Annotated in this window: 19 protein-coding genes; 14 read left to right on the top strand and 5 right to left on the bottom strand. The window is 62.8% G+C overall.

Translation table 11 applies throughout. The features are described from left to right. Positions 1-10 precede the first annotated feature (10 nt). The 3 genes from moeA (at position 11) to NCG91_RS18285 (ending at position 3,837) form a co-directional block, all read left to right on the top strand. Positions 11-1,870 carry a molybdopterin molybdotransferase MoeA gene (moeA, locus tag NCG91_RS18295; RefSeq protein WP_251350704.1) on the top strand — a complete coding sequence of 620 codons (1,860 nt, stop codon included), beginning with the start codon at positions 11-13 and terminating at the stop codon, positions 1,868-1,870. Then, positions 1,867-2,649: a hypothetical protein gene (locus tag NCG91_RS18290; RefSeq protein WP_251350703.1), complete on the top strand. Its 783-nt coding sequence runs from the start codon at positions 1,867-1,869 to the stop codon at positions 2,647-2,649. Before moeA ends, NCG91_RS18290 begins: the two co-directional genes overlap by 4 nt. A 288-nt stretch (positions 2,650-2,937) precedes the next feature. Further along, entirely contained in the window at positions 2,938-3,837 is a 900-nt protein-coding gene (locus tag NCG91_RS18285) for an MHFG family PEP-CTERM protein (protein ID WP_251350702.1), read from the top strand. 12 nt (positions 3,838-3,849) lie between these two features. Here the strand turns inward: NCG91_RS18285 and NCG91_RS18280 are convergent, their stop codons facing one another. Both NCG91_RS18280 and NCG91_RS18275 read right to left on the bottom strand, forming a co-directional pair. After that, positions 3,850-5,235 carry a DNA recombination protein RmuC gene (locus NCG91_RS18280; RefSeq protein ID WP_251350701.1) on the bottom strand — a complete coding sequence of 462 codons (1,386 nt, stop codon included), beginning with the start codon at positions 5,233-5,235 and terminating at the stop codon, positions 3,850-3,852. Between the two features lie 5 nt (positions 5,236-5,240). Next, positions 5,241-5,636: a group II truncated hemoglobin gene (locus NCG91_RS18275; protein ID WP_251350700.1), complete on the bottom strand. Its 396-nt coding sequence runs from the start codon at positions 5,634-5,636 to the stop codon at positions 5,241-5,243. Between the two features lie 132 nt (positions 5,637-5,768). On the opposite strand from NCG91_RS18275, the gene NCG91_RS18270 reads away from it, so the two are divergent. Genes NCG91_RS18270 through NCG91_RS18260 form a run of 3 tightly spaced genes read left to right on the top strand, consistent with a single transcriptional unit; the run spans position 5,769 to position 7,904 of the window. Then, entirely contained in the window at positions 5,769-7,046 is a 1,278-nt protein-coding gene (locus NCG91_RS18270) for an MFS transporter (protein ID WP_251350699.1), read from the top strand. 3 nt (positions 7,047-7,049) lie between these two features. Beyond that, positions 7,050-7,397, top strand: coding sequence for a GIY-YIG nuclease family protein (locus NCG91_RS18265; RefSeq protein ID WP_150131032.1), 348 nt, complete (start codon positions 7,050-7,052; stop codon positions 7,395-7,397). A 57-nt stretch (positions 7,398-7,454) separates the two neighbouring features. Next, entirely contained in the window at positions 7,455-7,904 is a 450-nt protein-coding gene (locus NCG91_RS18260; protein ID WP_099668394.1) for a MarR family winged helix-turn-helix transcriptional regulator, read from the top strand. A gap of 5 nt (positions 7,905-7,909) precedes the next feature. Here NCG91_RS18260 and cqsA read toward each other — a convergent pair whose 3' ends face one another. Continuing rightward, positions 7,910-9,157, bottom strand: a complete 1,248-nt coding sequence (gene cqsA, locus NCG91_RS18255) for an alpha-hydroxyketone-type quorum-sensing autoinducer synthase (protein WP_099666834.1) — start codon at positions 9,155-9,157, stop codon at positions 7,910-7,912. Between the two features lie 152 nt (positions 9,158-9,309). Here cqsA and NCG91_RS18250 point away from each other — a divergent pair, with 152 nt between their 5' ends. Both NCG91_RS18250 and NCG91_RS18245 read left to right on the top strand, forming a co-directional pair. Next, positions 9,310-10,608 (top strand): sensor histidine kinase, encoded by a 1,299-nt coding sequence (locus NCG91_RS18250; protein ID WP_251350698.1) that lies wholly within the window; start codon positions 9,310-9,312, stop codon positions 10,606-10,608. 3 nt (positions 10,609-10,611) lie between these two features. Then, complete coding sequence (locus tag NCG91_RS18245; protein WP_099666832.1) at positions 10,612-11,619, top strand: response regulator; 1,008 nt, start codon at positions 10,612-10,614, stop codon at positions 11,617-11,619. 3 nt (positions 11,620-11,622) lie between these two features. On the opposite strand, the gene NCG91_RS18240 is transcribed toward NCG91_RS18245, so the two are convergent. Together NCG91_RS18240 and NCG91_RS18235 are read right to left on the bottom strand one after the other, a co-directional pair. Next, positions 11,623-14,154, bottom strand: a complete 2,532-nt coding sequence (locus tag NCG91_RS18240; protein WP_251350697.1) for an ABC transporter permease — start codon at positions 14,152-14,154, stop codon at positions 11,623-11,625. A 21-nt stretch (positions 14,155-14,175) separates the two neighbouring features. Continuing rightward, a complete protein-coding gene (locus NCG91_RS18235; RefSeq protein ID WP_099666830.1) occupies positions 14,176-15,207 on the bottom strand; it encodes an adenosine deaminase in 1,032 nt (343 codons plus the stop codon). A 578-nt stretch (positions 15,208-15,785) separates the two neighbouring features. Between NCG91_RS18235 and NCG91_RS18230 the strand changes: the two genes are divergently transcribed. The 6 genes from NCG91_RS18230 (at position 15,786) to NCG91_RS18205 (ending at position 23,297) form a co-directional block, all read left to right on the top strand. Then, complete coding sequence (locus NCG91_RS18230; protein WP_099666829.1) at positions 15,786-17,708, top strand: PrkA family serine protein kinase; 1,923 nt, start codon at positions 15,786-15,788, stop codon at positions 17,706-17,708. 72 nt (positions 17,709-17,780) lie between these two features. Beyond that, the gene (locus NCG91_RS18225; RefSeq protein ID WP_077407911.1) at positions 17,781-19,049 is read left to right on the top strand and encodes a YeaH/YhbH family protein; all 1,269 of its coding nucleotides are present in this window, start codon (positions 17,781-17,783) and stop codon (positions 19,047-19,049) included. Continuing rightward, positions 19,049-20,650, top strand: a complete 1,602-nt coding sequence (locus NCG91_RS18220; RefSeq protein ID WP_099666828.1) for a SpoVR family protein — start codon at positions 19,049-19,051, stop codon at positions 20,648-20,650. Before NCG91_RS18225 ends, NCG91_RS18220 begins: the two co-directional genes overlap by 1 nt. A 539-nt stretch (positions 20,651-21,189) precedes the next feature. Then, positions 21,190-21,846: an energy transducer TonB gene (locus tag NCG91_RS18215; protein ID WP_099377981.1), complete on the top strand. Its 657-nt coding sequence runs from the start codon at positions 21,190-21,192 to the stop codon at positions 21,844-21,846. A gap of 86 nt (positions 21,847-21,932) precedes the next feature. Further along, a complete protein-coding gene (locus NCG91_RS18210) occupies positions 21,933-22,865 on the top strand; it encodes a MotA/TolQ/ExbB proton channel family protein (RefSeq protein ID WP_199534342.1) in 933 nt (310 codons plus the stop codon). A gap of 3 nt (positions 22,866-22,868) precedes the next feature. Continuing rightward, entirely contained in the window at positions 22,869-23,297 is a 429-nt protein-coding gene (locus NCG91_RS18205; protein ID WP_077407915.1) for an ExbD/TolR family protein, read from the top strand. Positions 23,298-23,400: the final 103 nt, after the last annotated feature.

Here is a 23,400-nt window from a genome sequence, read left to right as displayed (position 1 = left end):
CCTACCTGACATGATCAACAAACACGACATTACCGGCCTGATCCTGGCCGGCGGCCTCGGCACGCGCATGGGCCAGCGCGACAAGGGCATGCTGCCCCTGCATGGCCAGCCCCTGGCGCGCCACGTGGCCCAGCGCCTGGGGCCGCAAGTAGGCCAGCTGGCCCTCAGCGTCCACGCGGATGCGGGCGACTACGCGCGCTTCGGCCTGCCCGTGTGGCCCGACGTGCTGCCAGGCCAGCTGGGTCCGCTGGCCGGCTTGCACAGCGGCATGCAGCACGCCGGCACGCCCTATCTGCTCACCGTGCCGTGCGACTCGCCCCTGCTGCCGCCCGACCTGGCGGCGCGCCTGGCCGCCGGTTTGAGGCAAGACAATGCCGACCTGGCCATCGCCGTCACCGAGGAAATCGATGCGGCGACGGGAGCGGCCGTGCGCCGCCCGCACCCCGTCTTTTGCCTGGTAAAAACATCCGCCCTGCCCCAGCTCGACGCCTATCTGCGCGGCGGCGAACGCCGCATGCGCACCTGGCACGGCCCTTTGAAACTGGCCGAAGTGCTCTTCGAAAACAATAGTGCATTCGGCAACATCAATACGCCGGACGAGCTGGCCGCCCTGCAGGCGCAGGGCCTGTCCGTGCCGATGGCGCAAGCCATCCTGGCCGACACCGTCGCGCCCGTGGCCGAGATCGAGGAACTGCCGCTGCCGCAAGCGTTCGAACGCATCCTGGCGGCCGACATCATCTCGCCCATCAGCGTGCCCGCGCACGACAATTCCGCCATGGATGGCTATGCGCTTTACGGAGCTGACCTTGGCGCCGACCTCGGCGGCGACACCCCCGTGACCCTGGCCGTGGTCGACACCATCCTGGCCGGGCGTCCCGGCACAGTCAAAATCGGACGCGGCCAATGCGCGCGCATCATGACGGGCGCCGTCATGCCCGACGGTTGCGACAGCGTGGTGCCGCAGGAACTGGTGCTGCAAGCGGGCGACGCCAGCATTACCGTGGCGCCGGACTGCATCCGCGCCGGCGACAACCGCCGCTTCAAGGGCGAAGACTTGATGCAGGACAAGCCGGCCCTGCTGCAAGGCAAGATACTCGGACCGGCCGAGCTGGGCTTGCTGGCCTCGCTGGGCATCGCCACGGTGCCCGTGCGCCGCCGCCTGCGCGTGGCCTTCTTTTCCACCGGCGACGAATTGCGCTCGATCGGCGAGCCGCTCGACGCGGGCTGCATCTACGACAGCAACCGCTACACCCTGCTGGGCATGCTGACGCGCCTCGGCTGCGAAGTGCTCGACATGGGCATCGTCAAGGACAATCCGCAAGCGCTGGAAGCGGCCCTGCGCGGCGCCTGCGCCACGGCCGACGTCATCATCACCTCGGGCGGCGTGTCCAGCGGCGCGGCCGATTTTACGCGCGACATCCTCGCGCGCCTCGGTGACGTGGCCTTCTGGCAAATCAACATGCGCCCGGGCCGCCCCATGGCCTTCGGGCGGATTGCCAGCGAAGGCGAATCGGCACTACTGCTGGGCCTGCCCGGCAACCCGGTCGCCGTGATGGCGGCGTTTTATTTCCTCGCCCGCCCCACCCTGCTGCGCCTGATGGGCGCCGACGCGGACACGTCCGCCCTGCCGCTGCTGCAAGTGGCGGCGCAAGCGGCGATCCGCAAGAAACGGGGCCGCACGGAATACCAGCGCGGCATCGTCGAGCGCGGTGCGGACGGGCGCCAGCACGTGCGCGTGACGGGCGCGCAAGGCTCGGGCATCCTGCGCTCGATGACGCAAGCCAATTGCATGATCGTGCTGCACGAAGCGCAAGGCCACGTGGCCGCCGGCGACCTGGTCGATATCGTGCTGTTCCAGGGATTGGTATGAAACTGGCACTGGCACTGGCCCTGCTGCAGGGCATGACGGCGTACGCCGGCGAAGTGCACAGCAATGGCTACACGGTGCGCTTCGACGAACGCATCGAGGATGCACGCGGTGACTCGCACGGCGACACCGTGGGCCGCATCCGCCTCGTGCGCACCAGCGACCAGGCGCTCGTGTGGCAGGAAAACACGCCCTTGCGGCCCGGCTGCGGCGCCGTTGCGGCCGTCACCGCCCTCGACGACCGCTTCGTCGCCCTGTGCGGCCATCTGGGCGGGCGCCATTACACGCAAAAGATCATTTTCATGCAAGGCAACTCACCCGCCATGGTGAGCGTGGACCAGTACGATGCGCCCAGTCCCGTGCGCATGGAGCGCGACGGATCGCTGGCCATCGACGTCCTGCGGCGCGACCGCTTTCCTGGCGAACTGACGGGCCCGCATTACTTTCCCACCGTGTACCGCTTGCACCGCGATGACGCCACGTTCGGTTTCGTCCCCAGCTTTGATGGCGATGCCGCCGGGCGCTACTGGCAGCACTACCGCGCCACGCGCCAGGCGGCGCCGGCGGCGTCCGTGCTGCCGGAACTGCTGGCCTCCCTGCTGGCGGCCCAGGCCGGCAAGCAATCGATCTGCTCAGAGCTGGACACGCTCGCCGCCGACTTGCAGCAAGGGCGGCAGTACGATGCGCAAGGGGCGCGCACCTTGATGCGCACCTGGCTGCACAAGCTGCCCGCCATCGGCTATCCCGCCTTCGATACGCAAGCCTGCCCGGGCCGCATCTAAGCATCCCTTGCCGCGCCGCCGCCGGCGGCGCATCCCCAAGCTTCCCCTCCCGAACGGCCCGCCCTGCGCGGGCCGTTTGCATTGCTCCTTCGCAATCAATTTTCTTCCCAGAAACTGCTCGGCTATTGAGATAAAAATGTTAATTATTTCTTCAAATAACATATCAACAAACACAACACTAATTGTAATTATTTTATTTATTTGTTGATATTGAAGTTTCTTCAGTGATAACATCCGAACTTATACGAAAAGTTCAATTTTGATATTGTTTTCATGAGGAAACTAATAATGAGACACCGCTCTTGGAGCGCGGGCGCCAGCATGCTGGGAGCGGCTTGCCTGCTTGGCCTATTGACCCTCGCGCCGCCGCCCGCCCATGCCAAAGGGGCCCCTCGGGCCGACGTACTGGACAACTGCAGCTGGAACCGCCCCGGCGCCGACCCGTTCATGGGCGACGTCGTGGCCGCCGTGGACAGGTACCCGGACATCGCGCCGCAGGTGCGCGAGCAATTGAAGGCGCGCATGCGCGCGCGCCAGTATGATGAAATCGTCGTGATCAGCCGCGACGCCATCCGCGGCAAGGGCAATTACGATGCGCGCATCAGCGACATGCATTTCGGCCCGGGCCGCGTCTGCCGCAATGTCACGCGGGCAGGCTGGAGCGAGCAGATGCAGGAAAGGGGACTCGTGTACTGCGTGCAGGGCGCCTGCATCCTCGTGCCCACCGTGTGCCGCAATGTCAGCCGCATCACGCAGGCGGCGGCCGGGCCGCGCGGCGCTGGCGCGGCCCCGGTTGGCGCCGCACCGGGCGGTGCAACGCCGGCAGCGGCAGCGCCGGCGGCAACGGGCGTGCCCGTCATCGAGCATCCCGTCGCCGCGCATGGCGGCTCGCTCACGGGCGCGACGCCGCCGGCCGTGATGGCCGGCCTGCCCCTGCTAGGTTTCGATGTCGTGCGCGGCAGCCGCGACACGATGTTGCCGTCGGGCATAGGCGGTGGCCAGCCACCGCGCGGCAGCAGCATCATCGTCGAGCCATTCAACCCCACCGTCATGCTGCCTTCGCTGCCGCCCACCGGCCTGTCCGTCCTGCCCGCCGTGCCGGAACCGCAAACGTGGGCCATGCTGCTGGCGGGACTCGCGCTGCTGGTCTGCGCCACGCTGCGCCGCCGGCCTGCGGCGGCGGCCTGAACGGCGGCGGGGCTATTCGCCGTCCGCTTCGGCGGACAGCCCCGCGTCCGCCTTACCCAGCAGCAAGGCAGCCGCCTCGCCCGGCAAGGCTTCCACGGATTTCAATTTGCGCGCCATTTGCCGGCTGCGCACTTCCGCGCTTTCGATATTCTTCGCCGCCTTTTCCAGGGTCAGCCGGGTTTGCGACAGCACGTCGCCAAACTTGCCGAACTCCGTCTTCACGGCGCCCAGCACTTGCCACACTTCCGACGAGCGCTTTTCCAGCGCCAGGGTGCGGAAACCCATTTGCAGGCTGTTGAGCAAGGCCGTCAACGTGGATGGCCCCGCGATGCTGACCCGGTGCACGCGCTGCAATTCATCGGCCAGGCCCGGGCGGCGCAACACTTCCGCATACAAGCCTTCCGTGGGCAGGAAGAGGATGGCAAAGTCGGTGGTCAGCGGCGGCGCCAGGTATTTGACCGCGATGGTTTTCGCTTCGCCCCGCACGGCCCGTTCCAGCTCGCGTCCGGCCAGGGCCACGCCGTCGGCATCGGCCCGCTCTGCCGCTTCGACCAGGCGCTCATACTGTTCCTTGGGGAACTTCGCATCGATCGGCATCCACACGGGCGGCCCGCCATCGGACAGGCCCGGCAGTTTCAGGGCGAATTCCACGCGCGCGCCGCTGCCCGGCAAGGTTTCCACGTTCTTCGCGTACTGGTCGACAGTGAGTACCTGCTCCAGCAGCATCTCCAGCTGCACTTCGCCCCACGTGCCCCGCGTCTTGACGTTGGTGAGCACCCGCTTCAGGTCGCCCACGCCCAGCGCCAGCTGCTGCATCTCGCCGAGGCCCTGGTGGACTTTTTCCAGCCGCTCCGACACTTGCTGGAACGAGGCCGTCAGGCGCGTTTCCAGCGTCGCGTGCAATTTCTCGTCGACCGTCTTGCGCATCTCTTCCAGGCGCGCGCCATTGTCGGCCTGCAAATCGCGGATCTTGCTTTCCAGGGTGGCGCGCACTTCCAGCATGCGCTGCGCATTCGATTCCGTCAGCTGCGCCAGGGTCTGGTTGGTGCTGTCGGCAAAGCGCGCCAGGCTTTGCGCCTGTTCCTCGCGCCCGACTTTTCCCTGCGCCTGCATCTGCGTGCGCAGGCTGTCGAGCTGCTGCAGGGTCGCCGCCTGGAATTGCGCCAGGCTGGTGGCCAGGTCTTGCCGCGTCGCCTGTGCCGACGCCTGCAGCTGCAGCCGCACTTCGCGCTCGACCCGGTCGATGCGCTCCAGGCTTTGCTGCTGGTGCTGCTGCACCAGGGCCAGGGTGGTGGCGCCATCGCCGGCCGCGCCACGGGGGCGCAGCAAGATCAATAGCAACAGGACGATGGCGACGATGGCGGCGCCCAGCAGGCTGTAAAACTCGATAGGGCTCATGGGTGTCAGTCAGGTTTGTTGCGCATCCAGTCGGCCGTCTGATAGAACGATTCCATCAGGCGCACGCGCAAGGACTCTTCGATGCCCGTGTCTTCCATGGCCCAGGCCATGGCGCGCAGCCACTGGTCGCGCTCGCTGGTGCCGATGGCGTAGGGCAAGTGACGCGCGCGCAGGCGCGGGTGGCCGAATTTCTCGATATACAAGTCCGGTCCGCCCATCCAGCCCGTCAGGAAGAAATACAGCTTGTCGCGCGAACCGTCCGTCGAGGGCGGATGCATGACGCGGATGCCGGCGAACTCGGCTTCGAGTTCCATCAAGTCATAAAAACGGTCGACCATTTCGCGCAGCACGGGGGCGCCGCCGATGGTCTCGTAGAGGGTGGAGGCAGTGGTATCAGTCATGGCCGCCATGATAGCGCAAGCGCCGGCGGCCCATGCGGCGCCAGCTGCCGCTGCCGGCATAAAAAGCAATATACTTGACTACTCAAGCTTTTATCAACTACTATGCAATCTTTAAACACGGACAGGTCAACCATGCCCACCACCGCAGAATCCCCTTTGCTACGCAATACCAACTTCCGCTGGCTGCTGGGCGGCGGCCTCGTCTCCATGCTGGGCGACCAGTTCAGCATGCTGGCCCTGCCCTGGCTGGTGCTGAGCCTGACGGGCGATAGCCTCAGCCTGGGCATCGCCGTGGCCCTGATGGGCGCCCCGCGCGCCGTGCTGATTTTGCTGGGCGGTACCATCGCCGACCGCTATTCGCCCCGGCGCGTGATGCTGCTGAGCAAATACGCAAATGCCGTCATCCTGCTGGCGCTCGCGGGGTTGCTGCTGCTGGACCAGGCCAGCCTGGCGCTCGCATATGCGGCCGCGCTGGCGCTGGGTATCGCGGCCGCCTTCGGCATTCCCGCCGGCACGGCCATCCTGCCGCAAGCCGTGCCGCCGCAATCGTTGCAAAACGCCAATGGCTTGCAGATGGGCGCGCGCCAGTTGTCCCTGCTGGCCGGCCCCCTGCTGGCGGCGCTCGTGCTCGGCGCCCGCGATGGCGCGCAGCACACCTCCATGGCGGCGCTGGCCGCCGCCTTTGCCATCGATGCGCTGACGTTCCTGTTCTCCGCGTGGACCTTGCGGCAAGTGAGCCTGCGGCCACTGGCCGCGGCGACGGCGCAGGGCATGTGGCGCGACATGGCGGCGGGCCTGGCCATGGTGTGGCGCGACCTTCCCTTGCGCAGCTGCTATGCGTACTGGGCGGTGGTGGCATTCTTCGTCATGGGGCCGCTGCAGGTGGCCTTGCCCGTGCTGGCCAGCGAGCGCCTGCAGGGCGCCTCCGCGCTGGGTTTGCTGATGGGCGCGCATGGCGCCGGCACCCTGGCCGGTATGCTGGCGTCCAGCCTGGGCGGCGCCTGGCTGCGCCGCCACTTCGGCGCCACCCTGCTGCTCGTCGACGCGGTCGTCGGCCTGCTGCTGATGGCGCTGGGACAAATCGGCTCGGCCTGGCAAGGCGCGGCCCTGCTGGCCGTGACAGGGTTGCTGGGCGGCTACTTGCAGGTGGCCATCTTTACGTGGATACAGCGGCGCGTGGCGCCCGCCATGCTGGGCCGGGCGATGGCCCTGTTCATGGGCATCTTCCTGGGACTGGCGCCGCTGTCGGCCGCGGCCACGGGCGCGCTGCTGCGCCACCTGAGCGTTGGCGAGCTGTTCTGCGGCGGCGGCGCCCTGCTGCTGGCGGCCGCCGTGGCGGCCGCATTATTTACCGCCATCCCGCGCATCGCCGGACCGGAAACGATTACCCAAACGATATCGGAGAAGTAAAACATGGACAAGACACGACAGGCAACATTGAAAGCGCACTACCGGCAACAGCCGCCGCCGTTGGGCATCATCGCCTTGCGGCACTTGCCCAGCGGGCGCACCTTGCTCGACAGCAGCCGCAACGCGCCCGGCATGCTGAACCGGCACCGCTTCGAGCTGAACCTGGGCAAGCACCGCAACGCCCTGCTGCAGGCGGACTGGCGGCGCGATGGCGCGGCGGCCTTTTCCTGCGCCGTCATCGATACGCTCAAGCTGCCCGACGACCCCGCCTTCGATGCGGATGCCGAACTGGGCGCCTTGCTGGACTTGCACCGCGCACAGTGGCTGGAGCAAGGCCAGCCACTGTATTGAGCGGCATTGCTTTACACTTGCGCACTCAAGCATTTCGCAATGGATAAAATGGAAGCCATGAACGATCACACTCTCCCGTCGCCGGACGCCGACGGCGCGCTGGACTTTTGCCTGCGTCTGGCACGCGCCCAGGCGCTCATCGTGCGCCGCTTCGACAGCGCCCTGGGCAATTTGCATGGCCTGAGCTTCAGCGACTATCAATTGCTGTACCAGCTGCAGCGCGCGCCCGGTGCGCGCCTGCGCCGCATCGACCTGGCCGAGCGCCTGGCGTTGACGGCCTCCGGCGTCACGCGCTCCCTGATGCCGCTGGAAAAGATCGGCCTCGTGGCGCGCCAGGCCGATGCGCGCGACGCCCGCGTCGGCTATGCCGTGCTGACTGCCGCCGGCCAGGAATTGCTGGGACATGCGAGCGCCACCGCGCAGGCCGTGGGGCGCGAATTGCTGCAGGATGCGCCGGCAGAACAGCTGGGAGCGCTTTCCGCCCTCCTGGGCCGGCTGGCCGGCTGAAGCCCCTACACGAGCGCCAGCCTGCGCAGGCGCCGCGTCGACGGCCAATGTTCCACGCCCGCTTCGGCGCGGATGGCGGCGCAGCCCGCCAACACCCGCTCGATGGCCGCCCCGTCGAGCCCCGCGTTCAGGGTCAGGCGCACGAGGGCGCGGTTCTTCGCCGTTGCCGGGGCGCAAAACATGGCGCCGTAAATGCCTTGCCGCTCCAGCGCCTGGCGCAGGACCAGGGTGGCCGGTTCGCCGCCCGCCTCCAGCGCCACGATCTGCTCCGTGCCATCGCTGACGTTGTAGCCCAGTTCGCGCAAGCCTTCGCGCACCTGCAGCGTATGGCGTTGCAGGGTGGCGCGCCGCCCATCGGCGGCCATGATGAAGTCGAGCGCCGCGCCCAGCCACGCCAGCTCATGCGCCAGCAAACAGGAACTGAAGATGGCGGGGCGTGATTCGGACAAAAAATAGCCCTTGAAGCGGCTGGAACAGCTGATGAAACCGGCGCGTCCCGCGAAAGCCTTGGCCAGCGACGCCGTGCGGAAATGCACGCGGTGGCCCAGTCCCCACGCCTCCACCAGGCCCGCACCCTGCGGGCCATGCGTGCCCAGCGAGTGCGACTCGTCGACCACCACCACGCAGTCGCTGCGCTCGGCGATGTCGAGCAATTCCAGCAGCGGCGCCAGGCTGCCGTTGGTGCTGTACAGAGCGTCGACGACGATCACGCCGCGGCCATGCTTTTCCACTTGCCGCCGCAAGTGCGTCATGTCGTTGTGCAGGAAGGGCACGGCCTGGGCCTGCGCCGACAGCACGCCTTCCCACAGCGAGGCGTGGGCCTGCATGTCGAGGTAGACGGGAATGCCGGGGCTGGCGATGCACTGGATCAGCCCGACGTTGGCCGCCATGCCGGACTGCGCCAGGATGCCGTCCTCGCTGCCCATGAAGCGGGCCAGCCGGCTTTCCAGCCGGTGTTGTTCGCTGCCTTCCTGCAAGTACACGGCCGACATCAGCATGCCGCCCGCATGCGCCTGCAGGGACGCCACCTGGGCCGCCACCAGCGCCGGCTCGGCGGCGATGGACAGGTAGTCATTGCCGGCCAGGAAAATAGCATGGGCGGGTGTCGGTTGCCAGGCATGGGGATGCTGGCCGCCCAGCAGTTTTTCGATGCGCGTGACGTGGTGCGCATCCATGCGCCGCACGATGTAGTCTGGCAAGCAGTGTTCGGCGCGGACGAAGGATGGGGCGTGCAAGCTGGTAGCGATGGTCATGAGTTTTCTCCTGGGGAAAGGTTTGCTGCGGCTTAAAGCCTTGACCGTCTCGCGAACCCATCCATTGACGTATATCAATGTCCGATGAGATAACCGTTCAACCAGGAAAATTTACGCGATGATAATGTTCTGAAGAGAATCAAGGCAGAGTCATGACGCAGCAATTGCACGGACGATGGACACACTGGCGCAGGCGCCTGCTCCATTCGCTGCTGCATGAACGCATGCCCCATGAAAACCTGGCCGGCAGGGTTGCCATGCTGGCCGCCGTGGGCACGGTGGCGATGCCGCTGTACTACCTGCTGTGGAATTACTTTTTTCCGCAAGCCTATGAAAACCTGACCTTGCGCCTGACGGGCGTGGGCATCTGCGCGGTCGGCCTGTTTGCGCGCCACTTCTCGGCCCGCTGGCTGTCGCGCTACCTGCTGTTCGCGCTCAGCTACATCCTGCCTTTCTTCTTTACCTTCATGTTTCTGATGAACCACGCGTCGTCCATCTGGAGCGAATCGCTGCTGATCGGCCTGGTCGTGCTGTTTCATTTCGAAACGAAGCTGGCTTGCCGCGCCTACCTGATCGGCACCAGCACCGCCTGCCTGGCCGTCATCCTGCAGGGAGAAGGCGACTTCCTGCTGCAGCGTGAAGTGCTGCAGCAACTGCCCGTGCACTGGTTCACCATAGCCGCGCTGTCCGTGGTGAAAGTGGGCAGCAAGGTGCTGGAACTGGAACGGCTGGCCGGCCTGTCCGCCGGGCTCGGTTCCGTGGCGCACGAGCTGCGCACGCCGCTGACGAGCGTGGAAGCCAATGTGCGGGGCATGCGCCGGCTGCTGCCGCAACTGGCCGGCCAGACGCACGACTTGCCGCCGCTGCAGGAAGCCCTGTCGCGCATCCAGTTCGAAGTGCGCCACATGCAGCACATGATCGATTTGTTCCTGATGAGCGCCAGCGCCGTGAACCGCAACCTGCAGCCCAGCCAGGCGCTGTCGATGCTGGCGATGGTGAATTCCGTGCTGAAGCGCTACCCATTCACCGGCAACAGCCAGCGCAGCCGCGTCAAGGTGGACGTGCGCGCCGACTTCCAGTTCGCCGGCCAGGACGAACTGTGCGTGGTGATCCTGCTGAACCTGCTGAGGAACGCGCTGAAAGCCATCCAGCGGGCCGGCAAGGGCCGCGTGCGCATCATCATCGACGGCGCCCGCCCCGTGCCCAGGCTGCTGTTCATCGACACGGGCTGCGGCATCGCGAAAAACCGCCTGCCGCTGATCTTCGAGCGTTTTTATTCGTATCCCGTGCATAACGGCAGCGGCATCGGCCTGGCCCTGTGCCGGCAGATCATCACGGCCTGGCAGGCGCGCATCCGCTGCGTGTCGCGCGAGCATGCATATGCGATTTTCATCCTGGAATTTCCCCAGCCCCTGCCTGCCCGCTTACAACCCTCTTCCCCCGCAAGGTGATGCATGCAACTGCCCGTCTACTCCCATCCGACCCTGACCGTATTGATCGATGACAGCGATTCCTTCCTGAAAAGCCTGGCGTTCCAGCTCGATCCCGCGCTGGCGCGCCTGACCTTTCATGACACCAGCAGCGCGCTGCACTGGCTGCGCCACAGCACGCAGCCGGGCGAGACGCCGCTGCACGTCAATTTCGACACACAGAACCTGCCGCGCGACCAGCGCAACGTGGCGCTCGACCTCGAACGCATCTGGCGCATCAGCGGCCAGGCGCAGCGCTTTGCCGTGCCTTCCGTGCTGGTGGTCGATTATTCGATGCCGCAGATGAATGGCTTGGAATTCTGCCAGGCCGTGCGTGACTTGCCGTGCAAGAAGATTTTATTTACGGGCGCGGCCGATGAAAAAGTGGCCGTGACGGCCTTCAACCGGGGCTTGATCGACCGCTACGTCAAGAAGAGCGACGACGATGCGCTCGATATACTGGAACAGGAAATCGTTTCCCTGCAACGCGAATTCTTCCTGCAGCAGTCGGACACGGTGCGCGACTTGCTATTGCTGCACGACTATAGTTTCCTGCAAGACGAAGCCATGGCCGCCGTCGTGCAGGAGCTGTGCCGGCGCCATGGCTTTGTCGAGTTCTATATTTTCCCGAATCCCTGCGGCATCCTGTTTTTCACGCGCGACGGCCAGGCCCGCCTGATGATCATCGAGACGGAACGCAGCCTGCACACGCAGTACGAAATGGCGCGCGACAGCGACGCGCCCGAGTCCCTGCTGCTGGCCTTGCTGGAAATGCGCGTGATCCCGTACTTTTCCGATGCCGACAGCGACGGCATGTATGCGGCGCACATCGGCGAAAACTGGTTCCGCTACTGCGCCGCGCCCACCATCTGCCTGGGACGCGAAACCTATTTCTGGGCCCTGTTCGACGTGCCGCCGCACCAGCTGGGACAGCCGGTCATGTCCTACGCGCAATTTTTACGCGCGCAGGCGGACGACAGCGTGGGCGCCTAGTCCTTAGCTTTCCCGCAAGGTTTGCAGCGGCGGATGTTTCAGCACATTGCGCAAGCCCAGCCAGCCGCCGGCGATCGCGCACAGGGCGCCGGCCAGCAAGCCAAAGGCCCACACGCCGGGCGCGAAGCTCCAGGCGAACTTGAACTGGTACGTGGCCAGCGCCCAGCCCATGGCCGCCGCGCCCGAGGCCGCCAGCAGGCCGGCCAGCGCGCCGACGAGGGAAAACTCGATCAGCTGCGCCTGCGCCAGCTGGCGCCGCGTGGCGCCCAGCGCGCGCAGCAGGCCCGCTTCGCGCGTGCGCTCGTCCTGCGAACCCATCAGGGCCGCATACAGCACCAGCAAGCCCGAGGCCAAGGTAAAGGCAAACAGGAATTCGACGGCCGTCACCACCTGGTCCAGCACGCCCTGGATTTGCTTGAGCACGCCGCCCACGTCGACCACCGTCAGGTTCGGGTAATCGCGCAGCAAGGCGTTGCCCAGGTCCGCCTGCACGGGCGGCAGGTGAAACGCCGTGATCCACGTCTGCGGCGTGTCCGCCATGGCGGCCGGATTGATGATGACAAAGAAATTGACGCGCATCGAACCCCATTCCAGCTTGCGCAAGCTGGTGATGGCCGCTTCCACGGACTGGCCGGCGATGTCGAAGCGCAGCTTGTCGCCCAGCTTCAGCTTCAGGGTCTTGGCGATGCCTTCTTCCACCGACGCCTCGGCTGGCGCGCCCGGCGCATTGCCGAACCACTTGCCGGCCACCAGCTTGTTTTCTTCCTGCATCGTGGCCATCGTCGACAGGTTGAATTCGCGGTCGGCCAGGCCCTTGGCGCGGTCGTCCTCATACGTGGTTTCCGTGATGGCGTTGCCGTTCACGGCCACCAGACGCCCCCGTATCATCGGATACAAGGGCGCATTGGCCACGCCGGCCTGGGCCAGGCGCGCGGCGATCGGGTCTTTCTGTTCCGGCAGGATATTGATCATGAAGCTGTTCGGCGCGTCCGGCGGCGTGGCGTTGCGCCAGGCCACCATCAAGTCGCCGCGCACCACCGTCAGCAGCAGCAAGGCCATCAGGCCCAAGGCCAGGGACACCACCTGGATGACAGTGGCGCCCGGGCGGCGCTGCAGGGACGTGACGGCGAAGCGCCAGCCCTGGTGCTTGAAGGCGCCGCGCAGGGTTTTCAGCGAGCGGATGCCCAGCCAGCCGGCCAGGCCGAACAGGGCGAAGCCGCCCAGGAAGCCGGCCGCCGTCAGCAGCGCCAGTTTCACGTCGCCCGCTTGCCACAACAGCAGCACGACGAAGGCGGCGATGCCCAGGCCGTAGGTGGCCAGGGCCAGCGCCTGCGGCGGCTCCTGCTCGCGGCGGATCACGCGGTTATGGGGGACATTGCGCAACTGCAAAATCGGCGGCAGGGCAAAACCCAGCAGCAACAGCATGCCGGTGGCCACGCCCTGCAGGGCGGGCAACATGGACACGGGCGGCAAGTCGCTCTGCACCAGCTTGCCCAGCAGCTCCAGCAGCACCAGGTGGCCGCCGAAACCCACCATCACGCCGACCACGCTGCCGGCCAGGCCGACCAATAAAAATTCGATCACGTACATGGCAGTGACCTGGTTTTGCGTCAGCCCCAGGCAGCGCAGCATGGCGCAGGCGTCCAGGTGACGCAGCATGAAGCGGCGCGCCGCCATGGCCACGGCGACGGCCGCCAGCATGGCCGACAGCAAGCCGACGAGGGACAGGAAGCGGTCGGCGCGGTCCAGCGTCGATTGCATCTGCGGGCTGCCCGACTCCAGCGATTCGATGCGCACGCCCTTGATGGCTTGCGTCTTGATCTGGCTTTCCAGCCAGGCTTGATATTGCGCAAGTTCACCCGCCTTGGCGGGCGGCGCCGACAACAGCAAGCGGTACGACACGCGCGAGCCGTTCTGCACCAGCGCCGTGGCGGCCAGGTCGCTCAAGGGCAGCATCACGCGAGGAGCGAAGTTGAGGAAGGACGCGCCGCGGTCCGGCTCGCTGGCGATCAGTTGGGTGACGGTAAACGCCTTGTCGCCCAGGGTCAGCGTGTCGCCCAGCTTGGCGTTCAGGCTGGACAGGATGGCCGCATCGACCCACAGGGTGCCGGGCGCCGGCACCTGGTCCGTTGGCCGTCCGACGGCATCCTGCGCCTCGCTAACCTGGGTGGTGATTTTCAGCTTGCCCCGCTGCGGGTAGCCGGGCGAGACGGCCTTGATGGAGGCCAGCTGCGACAGCGATTGCTCGCCCTCGCCCGCCTGCGCCATGCTGGGAAACGTCACCGTGTCGGCCAGGATGAAGCCGCGCTTCTGCGCCTCCGCGCGCCAGGCCGCATTGACGGGCTGGTCGGCGCTGATGACCAGGTCGGCCCCCAGCAGCTGGTGCGCGTCGCGGTTCAGGCCCGCGCGCAGGCGGTCGACGAAGAAGCCGACGGCCGACAGGGCCGCCACGGCGACGATCAGCGCGACGAGCAGGAAACGCAGTTGCCCGGCGCGCCAGTCGCGGCCGGTCATTTTCAGGGAGAGGCGGAACATGGGCGGCGGGTCTTTATAGAGTTACTGCGCGCTGCCGTGGGCGGCGGCGTGCTGCGCGAAATACGCATCGACGGTAGCGAGGAAGGCGTCTTTCTGCGCCTGCGGCAGGAAGGCGGCGATGAAACCGTTGCGCGCCAGGCGTTGCGCGTGGGATAGGCCCAGCGGCAGCGCGTCGAAGATGGCGTCGAAATTGTCGTTCATGTAGCCGCCGAAATACGCGGGATCGTCCGAGTTCACCGTCACCAGCAAGCCCGCGTCGAGCAATTGCACCAGGTTATGGTCGTGCATCTGGTCGAACACGCGCAGCTTGGTGTTCGACAGGGGGCAGACGGTCAGGGCGATCTGTTCGCGCGCCAGGCGGGCCGTCAAGTCCGCGTCTTCCAGGCAGCGCACGCCGTGGTCGATGCGTTCGACCTGCAAGTCGTCGAGCGCCGTGCGGATGTAGGCCGGCGGGCCCTCCTCGCCCGCGTGGGCCACCAGGTGCAGGCCCAGTTCGCGGCAGCGGGCAAACACGCGCGAGAATTTCTCGGGCGGGTTGCCCACTTCCGAGGAATCGAGGCCGATGCCGATGAATTTGTCGCGGTGCGGCAAGGCGTCTTCCAGGGTCTCGAACGCCTCTTTCTCGCTCAAATGGCGCAGGAAGCACAGGATCAGGGCCGCGCTGACGGGACTGTCCTGGCAGGCGCGGTGGATGCCGTTGATCACGTCGGCAATGGGCACGCCGCGCGCCGTGTGGGTTTGCGGGTCGAAGAAGATTTCCGTGTGCAGCACGTTATCGGCTTCGGCGCGGCGCAGGTAGGCTTGCGTCATGTCATAGAAATCCTGCTCTTTCAAGAGCACGCTTGCGCCAGCATAATAAATGTCGAGAAAAGACTGTAAATCCGTAAAAGCATAGGCGCTGCGCAAGTGTTCCACCGATTCATAGCCCAGAGGCACGCCATTGCGCTCTGCCAGTGCGAAAATCAGTTCTGGCTCCAGCGAGCCTTCGATATGGATATGCAGTTCGGCCTTCGGCATGCCGCGGACGATCGCGCGCAATTGGGGGTTCATCATGGGTGTTCCTTATAGGGTGACGATAAAAATGCTGGCTCGCGCACGCGCACGCGCTGCGCGCAGGGCCATCAGACATGCAGGTATCTTAGCGCAAGATGGCCAGCCTCACCGGCGCCAGGCCGCCATGGCGCAGGCTGCGGCAGCGCCATGGCCGGCTCCGGCACGCGCTGGCGAATTGTCGTATGATGGTTTAAAAGGTATACAAAAGTTCATTGGAACCGATGAAAAATTTGATGATTTATCCAATTAAATCAACAATTTACAAACAAGTATTAAGGATATGCCGACATATCTTTTGACTTCCTGATCCTTTAGAGCAATAATAAATTTCATGGGGTAATGGTAGGTGCAGCAAGCGCTATCAACAGTGAAAAAAAAGCCGGCTGGCCACGTCAGCACACGGCATCAAGCGCCAGTTTTTTGGTCCGGGCAATCCGGACTCGCAAAGACAGCCGGGCTTGAAACAACAATAAAAATCGATACGGGGTACAGGAAAAGTTCAAGCGGCAAGCCCAGGCGAGTGCCAGGCGGGCGGCCATGGTGACTGGCAGTACGGGTTTACATTAAAGGACATTGACATGACCATTTTTGATAACTATGCAGCACGCTACGAGCGCACCCGCGAAGAGGAAATGTCGCTCACCGACTACCTGGCCCTGTGCAAGAAGGACAAGCTGACGTACGCCAGCGCGCCCGAACGCATGCTGGCCGCCATCGGCGAGCCGCAGCTGGTCGACACGCGCAACGACACGCGCTTGTCGCGCATCTTCGCCAACAAGATCATCAAGATCTACCCCGCCTTCCGCGAGTTCTACGGCACCGAGGAGGTGATCGAGCAAGTCGTCTCGTACTTCCGCCACGCGGCGCAAGGCCTGGAAGAGCGCAAGCAGATCCTGTATCTGCTGGGGCCCGTCGGCGGCGGCAAGTCGTCCATCGCGGAAAAACTCAAGTCGCTGATGGAACACGTGCCCTTCTATTGCCTGAAAGGTTCGCCCGTCAATGAGTCGCCGCTGGGCCTGTTCAACGAGGAAGAGGACGGCACCATCCTGGAAGAGGATTACGGCATCCCGCGCCGCTACCTGCGCAACATCCCCAGCCCGTGGGCCGTGAAACGCCTGCATGAATACAATGGCGATATCAACCAGTTCCGCGTCGTCAAGCGCTATCCATCCGTGCTGAAACAGATCGCCATTTCGAAAACGGAGCCGGGCGACGAAAACAACCAGGATATTTCCTCGCTGGTGGGCAAGGTCGACATCCGCAAGCTGGAAGACTATGCGCAGGACGATCCGGACGCCTACAGCTATTCGGGCGGCCTGTGCCTGGCCAACCAGGGCTTGATGGAATTCGTGGAAATGTTCAAGGCGCCCATCAAGGTCCTGCATCCGCTGCTGACGGCCACGCAGGAAGGCAACTACAAGGGCACGGAAGGCTTCGGCGCGATTCCGTTCGACGGCATCATCCTGGCCCACTCGAACGAGTCGGAATGGAAGACGTTCAAGAACAACCGCAACAACGAGGCGTTTCTTGACCGTATCTATATAGTCAAGGTGCCGTATTGCCTGCGCGTCTCCGATGAAATCAAGATCTACGACAAGCTGGTGGCCAATTCCTCGCTGGTCAAGGCCCCGTGCGCGCCCGGCACCCTGCGCATGATGGCGCAGTTCGCCATCCTGTCGCGCCTGAAAGACCCGGAAAACTCCAGCATCTTCTCGAAGATGCTCGTCTACGATGGCGAAAACCTCAAGGATACGGACCCGAAAGCCAAGTCCATGCACGAATACGTCGATTACGCGGGCGTGGACGAAGGCATGAACGGCTTGTCGACGCGCTTTGCCTTCAAGATCCTGTCAAAAGTGTTCAACTTTGACAATTCCGAAGTGGCTGCCAATCCCGTGCATCTATTATATGTACTGGAGCAGCAGGTCGAGCGCGAGCAGTTCGCGCCGGAACTGGAGCAGCGCTACTTCTCCTATATAAAAGAGCACCTGGCGCAGCGCTACGTGGAATTCATCGGCAAGGAGATCCAGACGGCTTACCTGGAAAGCTATTCGGAATACGGGCAGAACATCTTCGACCGCTACGTGACGTTTGCCGATTTCTGGATACAGGACCAGGAATACCGCGATCCGGACACGGGCGAAAGCTTCGACCGAGAATCGCTGAACAATGAACTCGAGAAGATCGAGAAACCGGCGGGCATTTCCAATCCGAAGGATTTCCGCAATGAAATCGTGAACTTCGGCTTGCGCGCGCGGGCCTCGAACGGCGGCAAGAATCCCGCCTGGACCAGTTATGAAAAGTTCCGCACCGTCATTGAAAAGAAAATGTTTTCAAATACGGAGGAATTGCTGCCCGTGATTTCCTTCAATGCCAAGGCCAGCGCCGACGATGCCAACAAGCACGCCGACTTCGTGGCCCGCATGGTGGAAAAAGGCTATACGGCCAAGCAGGTACGCCTGTTATGCGAATGGTACTTGCGCGTGCGCAAGTCATCCTAGCGCGGACAGCGGAGGCGCGCTCCCGCCCGAGGGCAGGCGGGGCGCGCAAGACGAGAAGCAAGGAGGCACCCTTTGACATATCTCATCGACAGGCGCTTGCAAAGCAAGAATAAATCCGCCGTCAACCGCGAGCGTTTCCTGCGGCGTTACAAGGGCCAGATCAAGGATGCCGTGGGGCGCGCCATCAAGGGGCGCTCGATCACGGACGTCGAGAATGGCGAGAAGGTCAGCATCCCCGTCAAGGACGTGGGCGAACCGTCGTTCGGCCACGCGCATGGCGGCGTATGGGAAGTGGTCAATCCCGGCAACAAGGAATACCTGAAAGGCGACCAGATCGCGCGGCCGAAAGGCGGCGGTGGCGCCGGGCGGGGCAAGGCGGGCAATAGCGACGAAACGACGGAAGACGACTTCATCTTCGAATTGTCGCGCGAAGAATTCATGAATTACTTCTTCGAAGACCTGGAATTGCCGCACATGGTGAAAACCCAGCTGACGGCCACCACGGAATTCAAGAACCAGCGCGCCGGCTACAATATGTCGGGCACGCCATCGAACATCCACGTGCTGCGCTCCCTGCGCGGCGCGCTGGGGCGGCGCATCGCCGTCGGCGGCGGCGCCCGCAAGCAACTGGCGCAGGCCGAGGAAGACCTGGCCGAACTGCTGCACGAAGGCGCGCCCGACAGCGACCCGCTCGTCACGGAACTGCGCCGTTTGATCCACCACCTGCACACGCGCCTGCTGGCCATCCCCTTCATCGACCCGTTCGACTTGCGCTACAGCAACCGCATCAAGGTGCCCAAGCCGATGACGCAAGCCGTCATGTTCTGCATCATGGACGTGTCCGGCTCCATGGACGAGTCGCGCAAGGACACGGCCAAGCGCTTCTTCATCCTGTTATATCTGTTCCTCAAGCGCGCCTACGACAAGATCGAGGTCGTCTTCATCCGCCACCATACGGCGGCGGCCGAAGTGGACGAGCATGAATTCTTCAATTCGCGCGAGTCGGGCGGCACCGTCGTATCGTCCGCGCTGCACTTGCTCAACACCATCATCGACGAACGCTATGGCGCCGGACAATGGAACAGCTATGTGGCGCAGGCATCCGACGGCGACAACTGGGACAACGATTCCGTGCTGTGCCGGCAATTGCTTATTAATACCATCATGCCCAAGGTGCAGTACTACACCTATGTCGAGATCACGGACGGCCCGCAGCAAAACCTGTGGGAGCAATACGCGGGCGTGCTCGACCATCACGCCCATTTCGCCATGCAAAAGATCGTCACGCCGGCCGATATCTACCCGGTCTTCCGCGAACTGTTCAAGAAACAGGTGAAATGATGAGTGCAGCCTTTGACCGCGCCAGCAACACTCCGGGCGAACCGTTCGCGCGCCTGCGCCACCCGAACGCCCTGCCCGAACAGTCGGAATGGACGTTCGAACTGATCGAGCAAATCCACGAGGAAATCCGCCGCGTGGCGAAACAGTTTGGCCTCGACACCTATCCGAACCAGCTGGAAATCATCACGGCCGAGCAGATGATGGATGCCTACACCTCGGTCGGCATGCCCGTTTCCTACAACCATTGGTCATTCGGCAAGCATTTTTTATCGACCGAGAAAAGCTACAAGCGGGGGCAGATGGGCCTGGCCTACGAGATCGTCATCAACTCGAACCCGTGCATCGCCTATTTAATGGAGGAAAACAGCCTGACCATGCAATCGCTGGTGATCGCGCATGCGGCGTACGGCCACAACTCCTTTTTTAAAGGCAATTACCTGTTCCGCGCCTGGACGGATGCGGACGCCATCATCGACTATATGGTGTTTGCCAAGAATTACATCGCCGAATGCGAACAGCGCCATGGCGTCGACGCCGTGGAATTGCTGCTCGACTCGTGCCATGCCATCCAGAACTATGGCGTGGACCGCTACAAGCGCCCGGCGAAACTGTCGATGGCGAAGGAATATGCGCGCCAGAAAGAGCGCGAAGCCTATGTGCAGTCGCAGATCAACCAGCTGTGGCGCACCCTGCCCCGCCGCGAGGATGAGGAGGAAGAGGAAGACCAGCGCAAGGCCGCGCCCCGCTTTCCGCCCGAACCCGAGGAAAACCTGCTGTACTTCATCGAAAAGTATGCGCCGCTGCTGGAACCGTGGCAGCGCGAGATGGTGCGCATCGTGCGCAAGATTTCCCAGTACTTCTATCCGCAGCGGCAAACCCAGGTCATGAACGAGGGCTGGGCCACCTTCTGGCACTACACGATATTGAACCAGCTGTATGACGAAGGCGTGGTGGGCGACGGCTTCATGATGGAATTTCTGAAAAGCCATACCAACGTGGTCTACCAGCCGCCCATCGACAGCCCGTATTACAGCGGCATCAACCCGTATGCGCTGGGTTTTGCCATGATGAGCGACATCCGCCGCATCTGCGAGCACCCGACCGACGAAGACCGCGCCTGGTTCCCCGACATGGCCGGCAGCGACTGGCGCAAGAGCCTGGACTTTGCCATGCGCAATTTCAAGGATGAAAGCTTCATCGCCCAGTACCTGTCGCCGCGGCTGATCCGCGAATTCCACTTCTTTACGGTGCTCGACGACGACAAGAATGAAAAACTGGCCATTTCCGCCATCCACGACGATGCCGGCTACCGCTACGTGCGCCAGCAACTGGCGGAACAGTACAACCTGGGCAACCGCGAGCCGAATATCCAGGTCTGGTCCGTCAACACGCGCGACGACCGCGCCCTGACCCTGCGCCACACGCAATTCCAGCGCCGCCCGCTGAACCAGCAGGCTGCCGAGGTGCTCAAGCACGTGGCACGGCTGTGGGGCTTCGATGTGCACCTCGATACGGTCGACCCACAGGGGGCGGTGCTGGGCACCTTGAATTGCCGGCGCGAGAAGCGCAACCGGCGCGATGACCCGGTTGCCAAGCCATGAAATGATTTGTTGATAATAATCAATAGCAAGAATATAAGCGCTTCCTATGCCTATATAGGAATTCAGTATGGCCTGACGGCCTCGAAACGGCTGTCAGGAGCGCCTTTTTTGACCTGGGTGAAGTGCGTTCCGCACCCGTTTGGTGCGCGCGACGGGCTAAGTGGTCTGGTTCCGAGGCAAAACATTTCCCAAAAGAAATATTTTTCTCCAAATTTAGCAGTTTCCATATTGGATATCACGAAATATAATTCCGCCAGATCGACACATCGGAGAACTTAGCAGCGGTCGCCCAAAACGGCTGTAAAAAACCGATAAGACCGCCTTTTTTTATGTCCGAAAGCGTGCAAAGATGACATAAGCAAGTACGTTTTCAGGGCGCAAAAGCGCCAAAAATTTAACCGGTTTTAGGCGTTAAAAATCTGTGTAAAATAAAGAATTCGTATGTATAATTCGGCGACGTCCCGGATACGGCTGGAGCTTTGTGTCGTCATTTTGGGGTTCAGTTGCAAGACAAGAGATGGTATTTGGAGAAAGCAGGCATGAATTTTTCGAACGAGAAAAGTCCCAAGAACTACACAGGCATCACTATCGTTGTCCTGCTGCACGTTCTCGCGGCTTACGGGATCGTGACGGGCTTGGGCAAGCGGTTGGTCACCAAAATGATGGAACCGGTTGAAACCAAGATTATCGAGGAAGTCAAACCGCCTCCACCGAAGGATCTTCCACCGCCACCACCGCCGCCAGAAATGAAGGCACCACCGCCGCCATTCATTCCGCCAGTCGAGGTGAACGTGCAGCAGCCGCCACCACAGCAGAACGTGATTGCAAATGCGACTGCCGTGAAGCCAGCCACGAATGTATTGGCACCGCCATCGCCGCCTGCACAGCCTGCGCCAACTCCTGGACCAGCCAAATCGGTGCGTACGCCGGCCGTGGTTGACTTCAGCGTCTGCGAAAAACCGGCTTATCCAAAGTCGTCGCAGCGTAACGAGGAAACCGGTGTGGTGACACTGTCGTTCCTGATCGGTGTAGACGGCAAGGTCGCTGATTCGAAGATCGTGAAGTCCAGCGGCTTCAGGGACCTGGACAAAGCCGCGGTGCAAGGTATCAGCCGCTGTACATTTAAGCCGGCAACAGTTGACGGCAAGCCGGAACAAGGCTGGCAGCAAATGCAATACGTTTGGTCGCTGGATTAAAACCCGAGACAGTTATCCCCTGTCTCACACTATGATTTCGTTGTCATTACGTTCAGCGATCTGTTATTTTTAATTTTGGAGGAAGCATGTTTAAGAATACCCGTTTGTCCGCATTTTTTGCCGCGGTTCTGTTGTCCGTTACCGCTACTACCGCTCTGGTAGCAGCTCCGGCATTCGCTGACGCGCCAGCATCGGCTGCCGCTTCGGCTCCTGCGGCAGACGCTGCACCAGCACCAGTTGCTGCAGATGCCGCCGCTCCAGCAGCAGACGCAGCAGCAGCTCCAGCCGCTGATGCAGCCGCTCCAGCCAAAACCGAAGAAGTACACAACCCGTTCGGCCTGCAAGCAGTGTGGGACGGCGGCTTCGTGCCACGCGCCACCCTGATCATCATGGTCATCATGTCGATCGGTACCTGGTACATCATCATCACCAAGCTGATCGATCAAATGAAGATCTTCAAGCAAGCTAAAGAAGCTGCTGCCAAATTCTGGAAAGCTCCTTCGATCGCTGCTGGTTCGGCAACCCTGGAAGAAGGTTCGCCATTCCGCTTCATCGCTGAATCGGGCACCAAGGCAACCGCTCACCATGACGGCGCCCTGCTGGAACAAATCGATCTGTCGACCTGGGTGACGATGTCGATCCAGCGCGCTTCGGACAAAGTCCAATCGCGTCTGCAAGATGGCCTGTCGTTCCTGGCAACCGTTGGTTCGACCGCACCGTTTATCGGTCTGTTCGGTACCGTTTGGGGTATCTACAACGCACTGACCGCTATCGGCATGACCGGTAACGCATCGATCGACAAAGTTGCAGGTCCAGTTGGTGAAGCACTGATCATGACCGCTTTCGGTCTGCTGGTCGCTGTTCCTGCCGTTCTGGGTTACAACTGGTTGGTTCGTCGTAACAAAACCGCAATGGAAGACATCCGCTCGTTCAGCGCCGACGTTCACTCGGTTCTGGTTTCCGGCGTAATGTCCACCAGCGAAGCTGGCCGTGCTGCCGGCGCTAAAAAGATCGGATAAGTCATGTCGATGTCCGTCGGCTCCGACAGCGGAGATCAAGATCAAGTAATGTCAGAAATCAACACGACGCCGCTCGTCGACATCATGTTGGTTTTGCTGATCATTTTCTTGATCACCAGTCCGGTTGTCCTCAAGCTGCAGAAAATCGATCTGCCGATCGAGGCCAACCAAGCCCTTCAAACCAAGCCGCAAAACGTTAACATCGTTGTTAACAAGGATGGCGAGATTTACCTGGGCCAGACCAGACTGAGAGACACGAACGAATTGTTCGATTATCTTAAAGTTGAAGCAGTGAAAGTACCGCAGCCGGAAGTACACGTTCGTGGCGACCAAGAAACACGCTACGAATCGATCGGCCGGGTTATTTACACGACCCAACGTGCCGGGATCCAGAAGGTCGGCTTCATCACCGAACCACCTGACAAGGGCTGATAGCGACTGACAGCGGCGTCCCGGCAACATGGGGGCGCCACTGAAGGAAGCTTGCCGGGCGGCAGTTTCGCCCGGTGCTTCGTTGGACTTCTTAAAGGAAACA

The organism is Janthinobacterium kumbetense, assembly GCF_023703445.1.
GTDB classification, from domain to species: domain Bacteria; phylum Pseudomonadota; class Gammaproteobacteria; order Burkholderiales; family Burkholderiaceae_D; genus Janthinobacterium; species Janthinobacterium kumbetense.
Note: the sequence above shows the minus strand (reverse complement) of the source record. Positions and strands in the feature narration are given on the sequence as shown.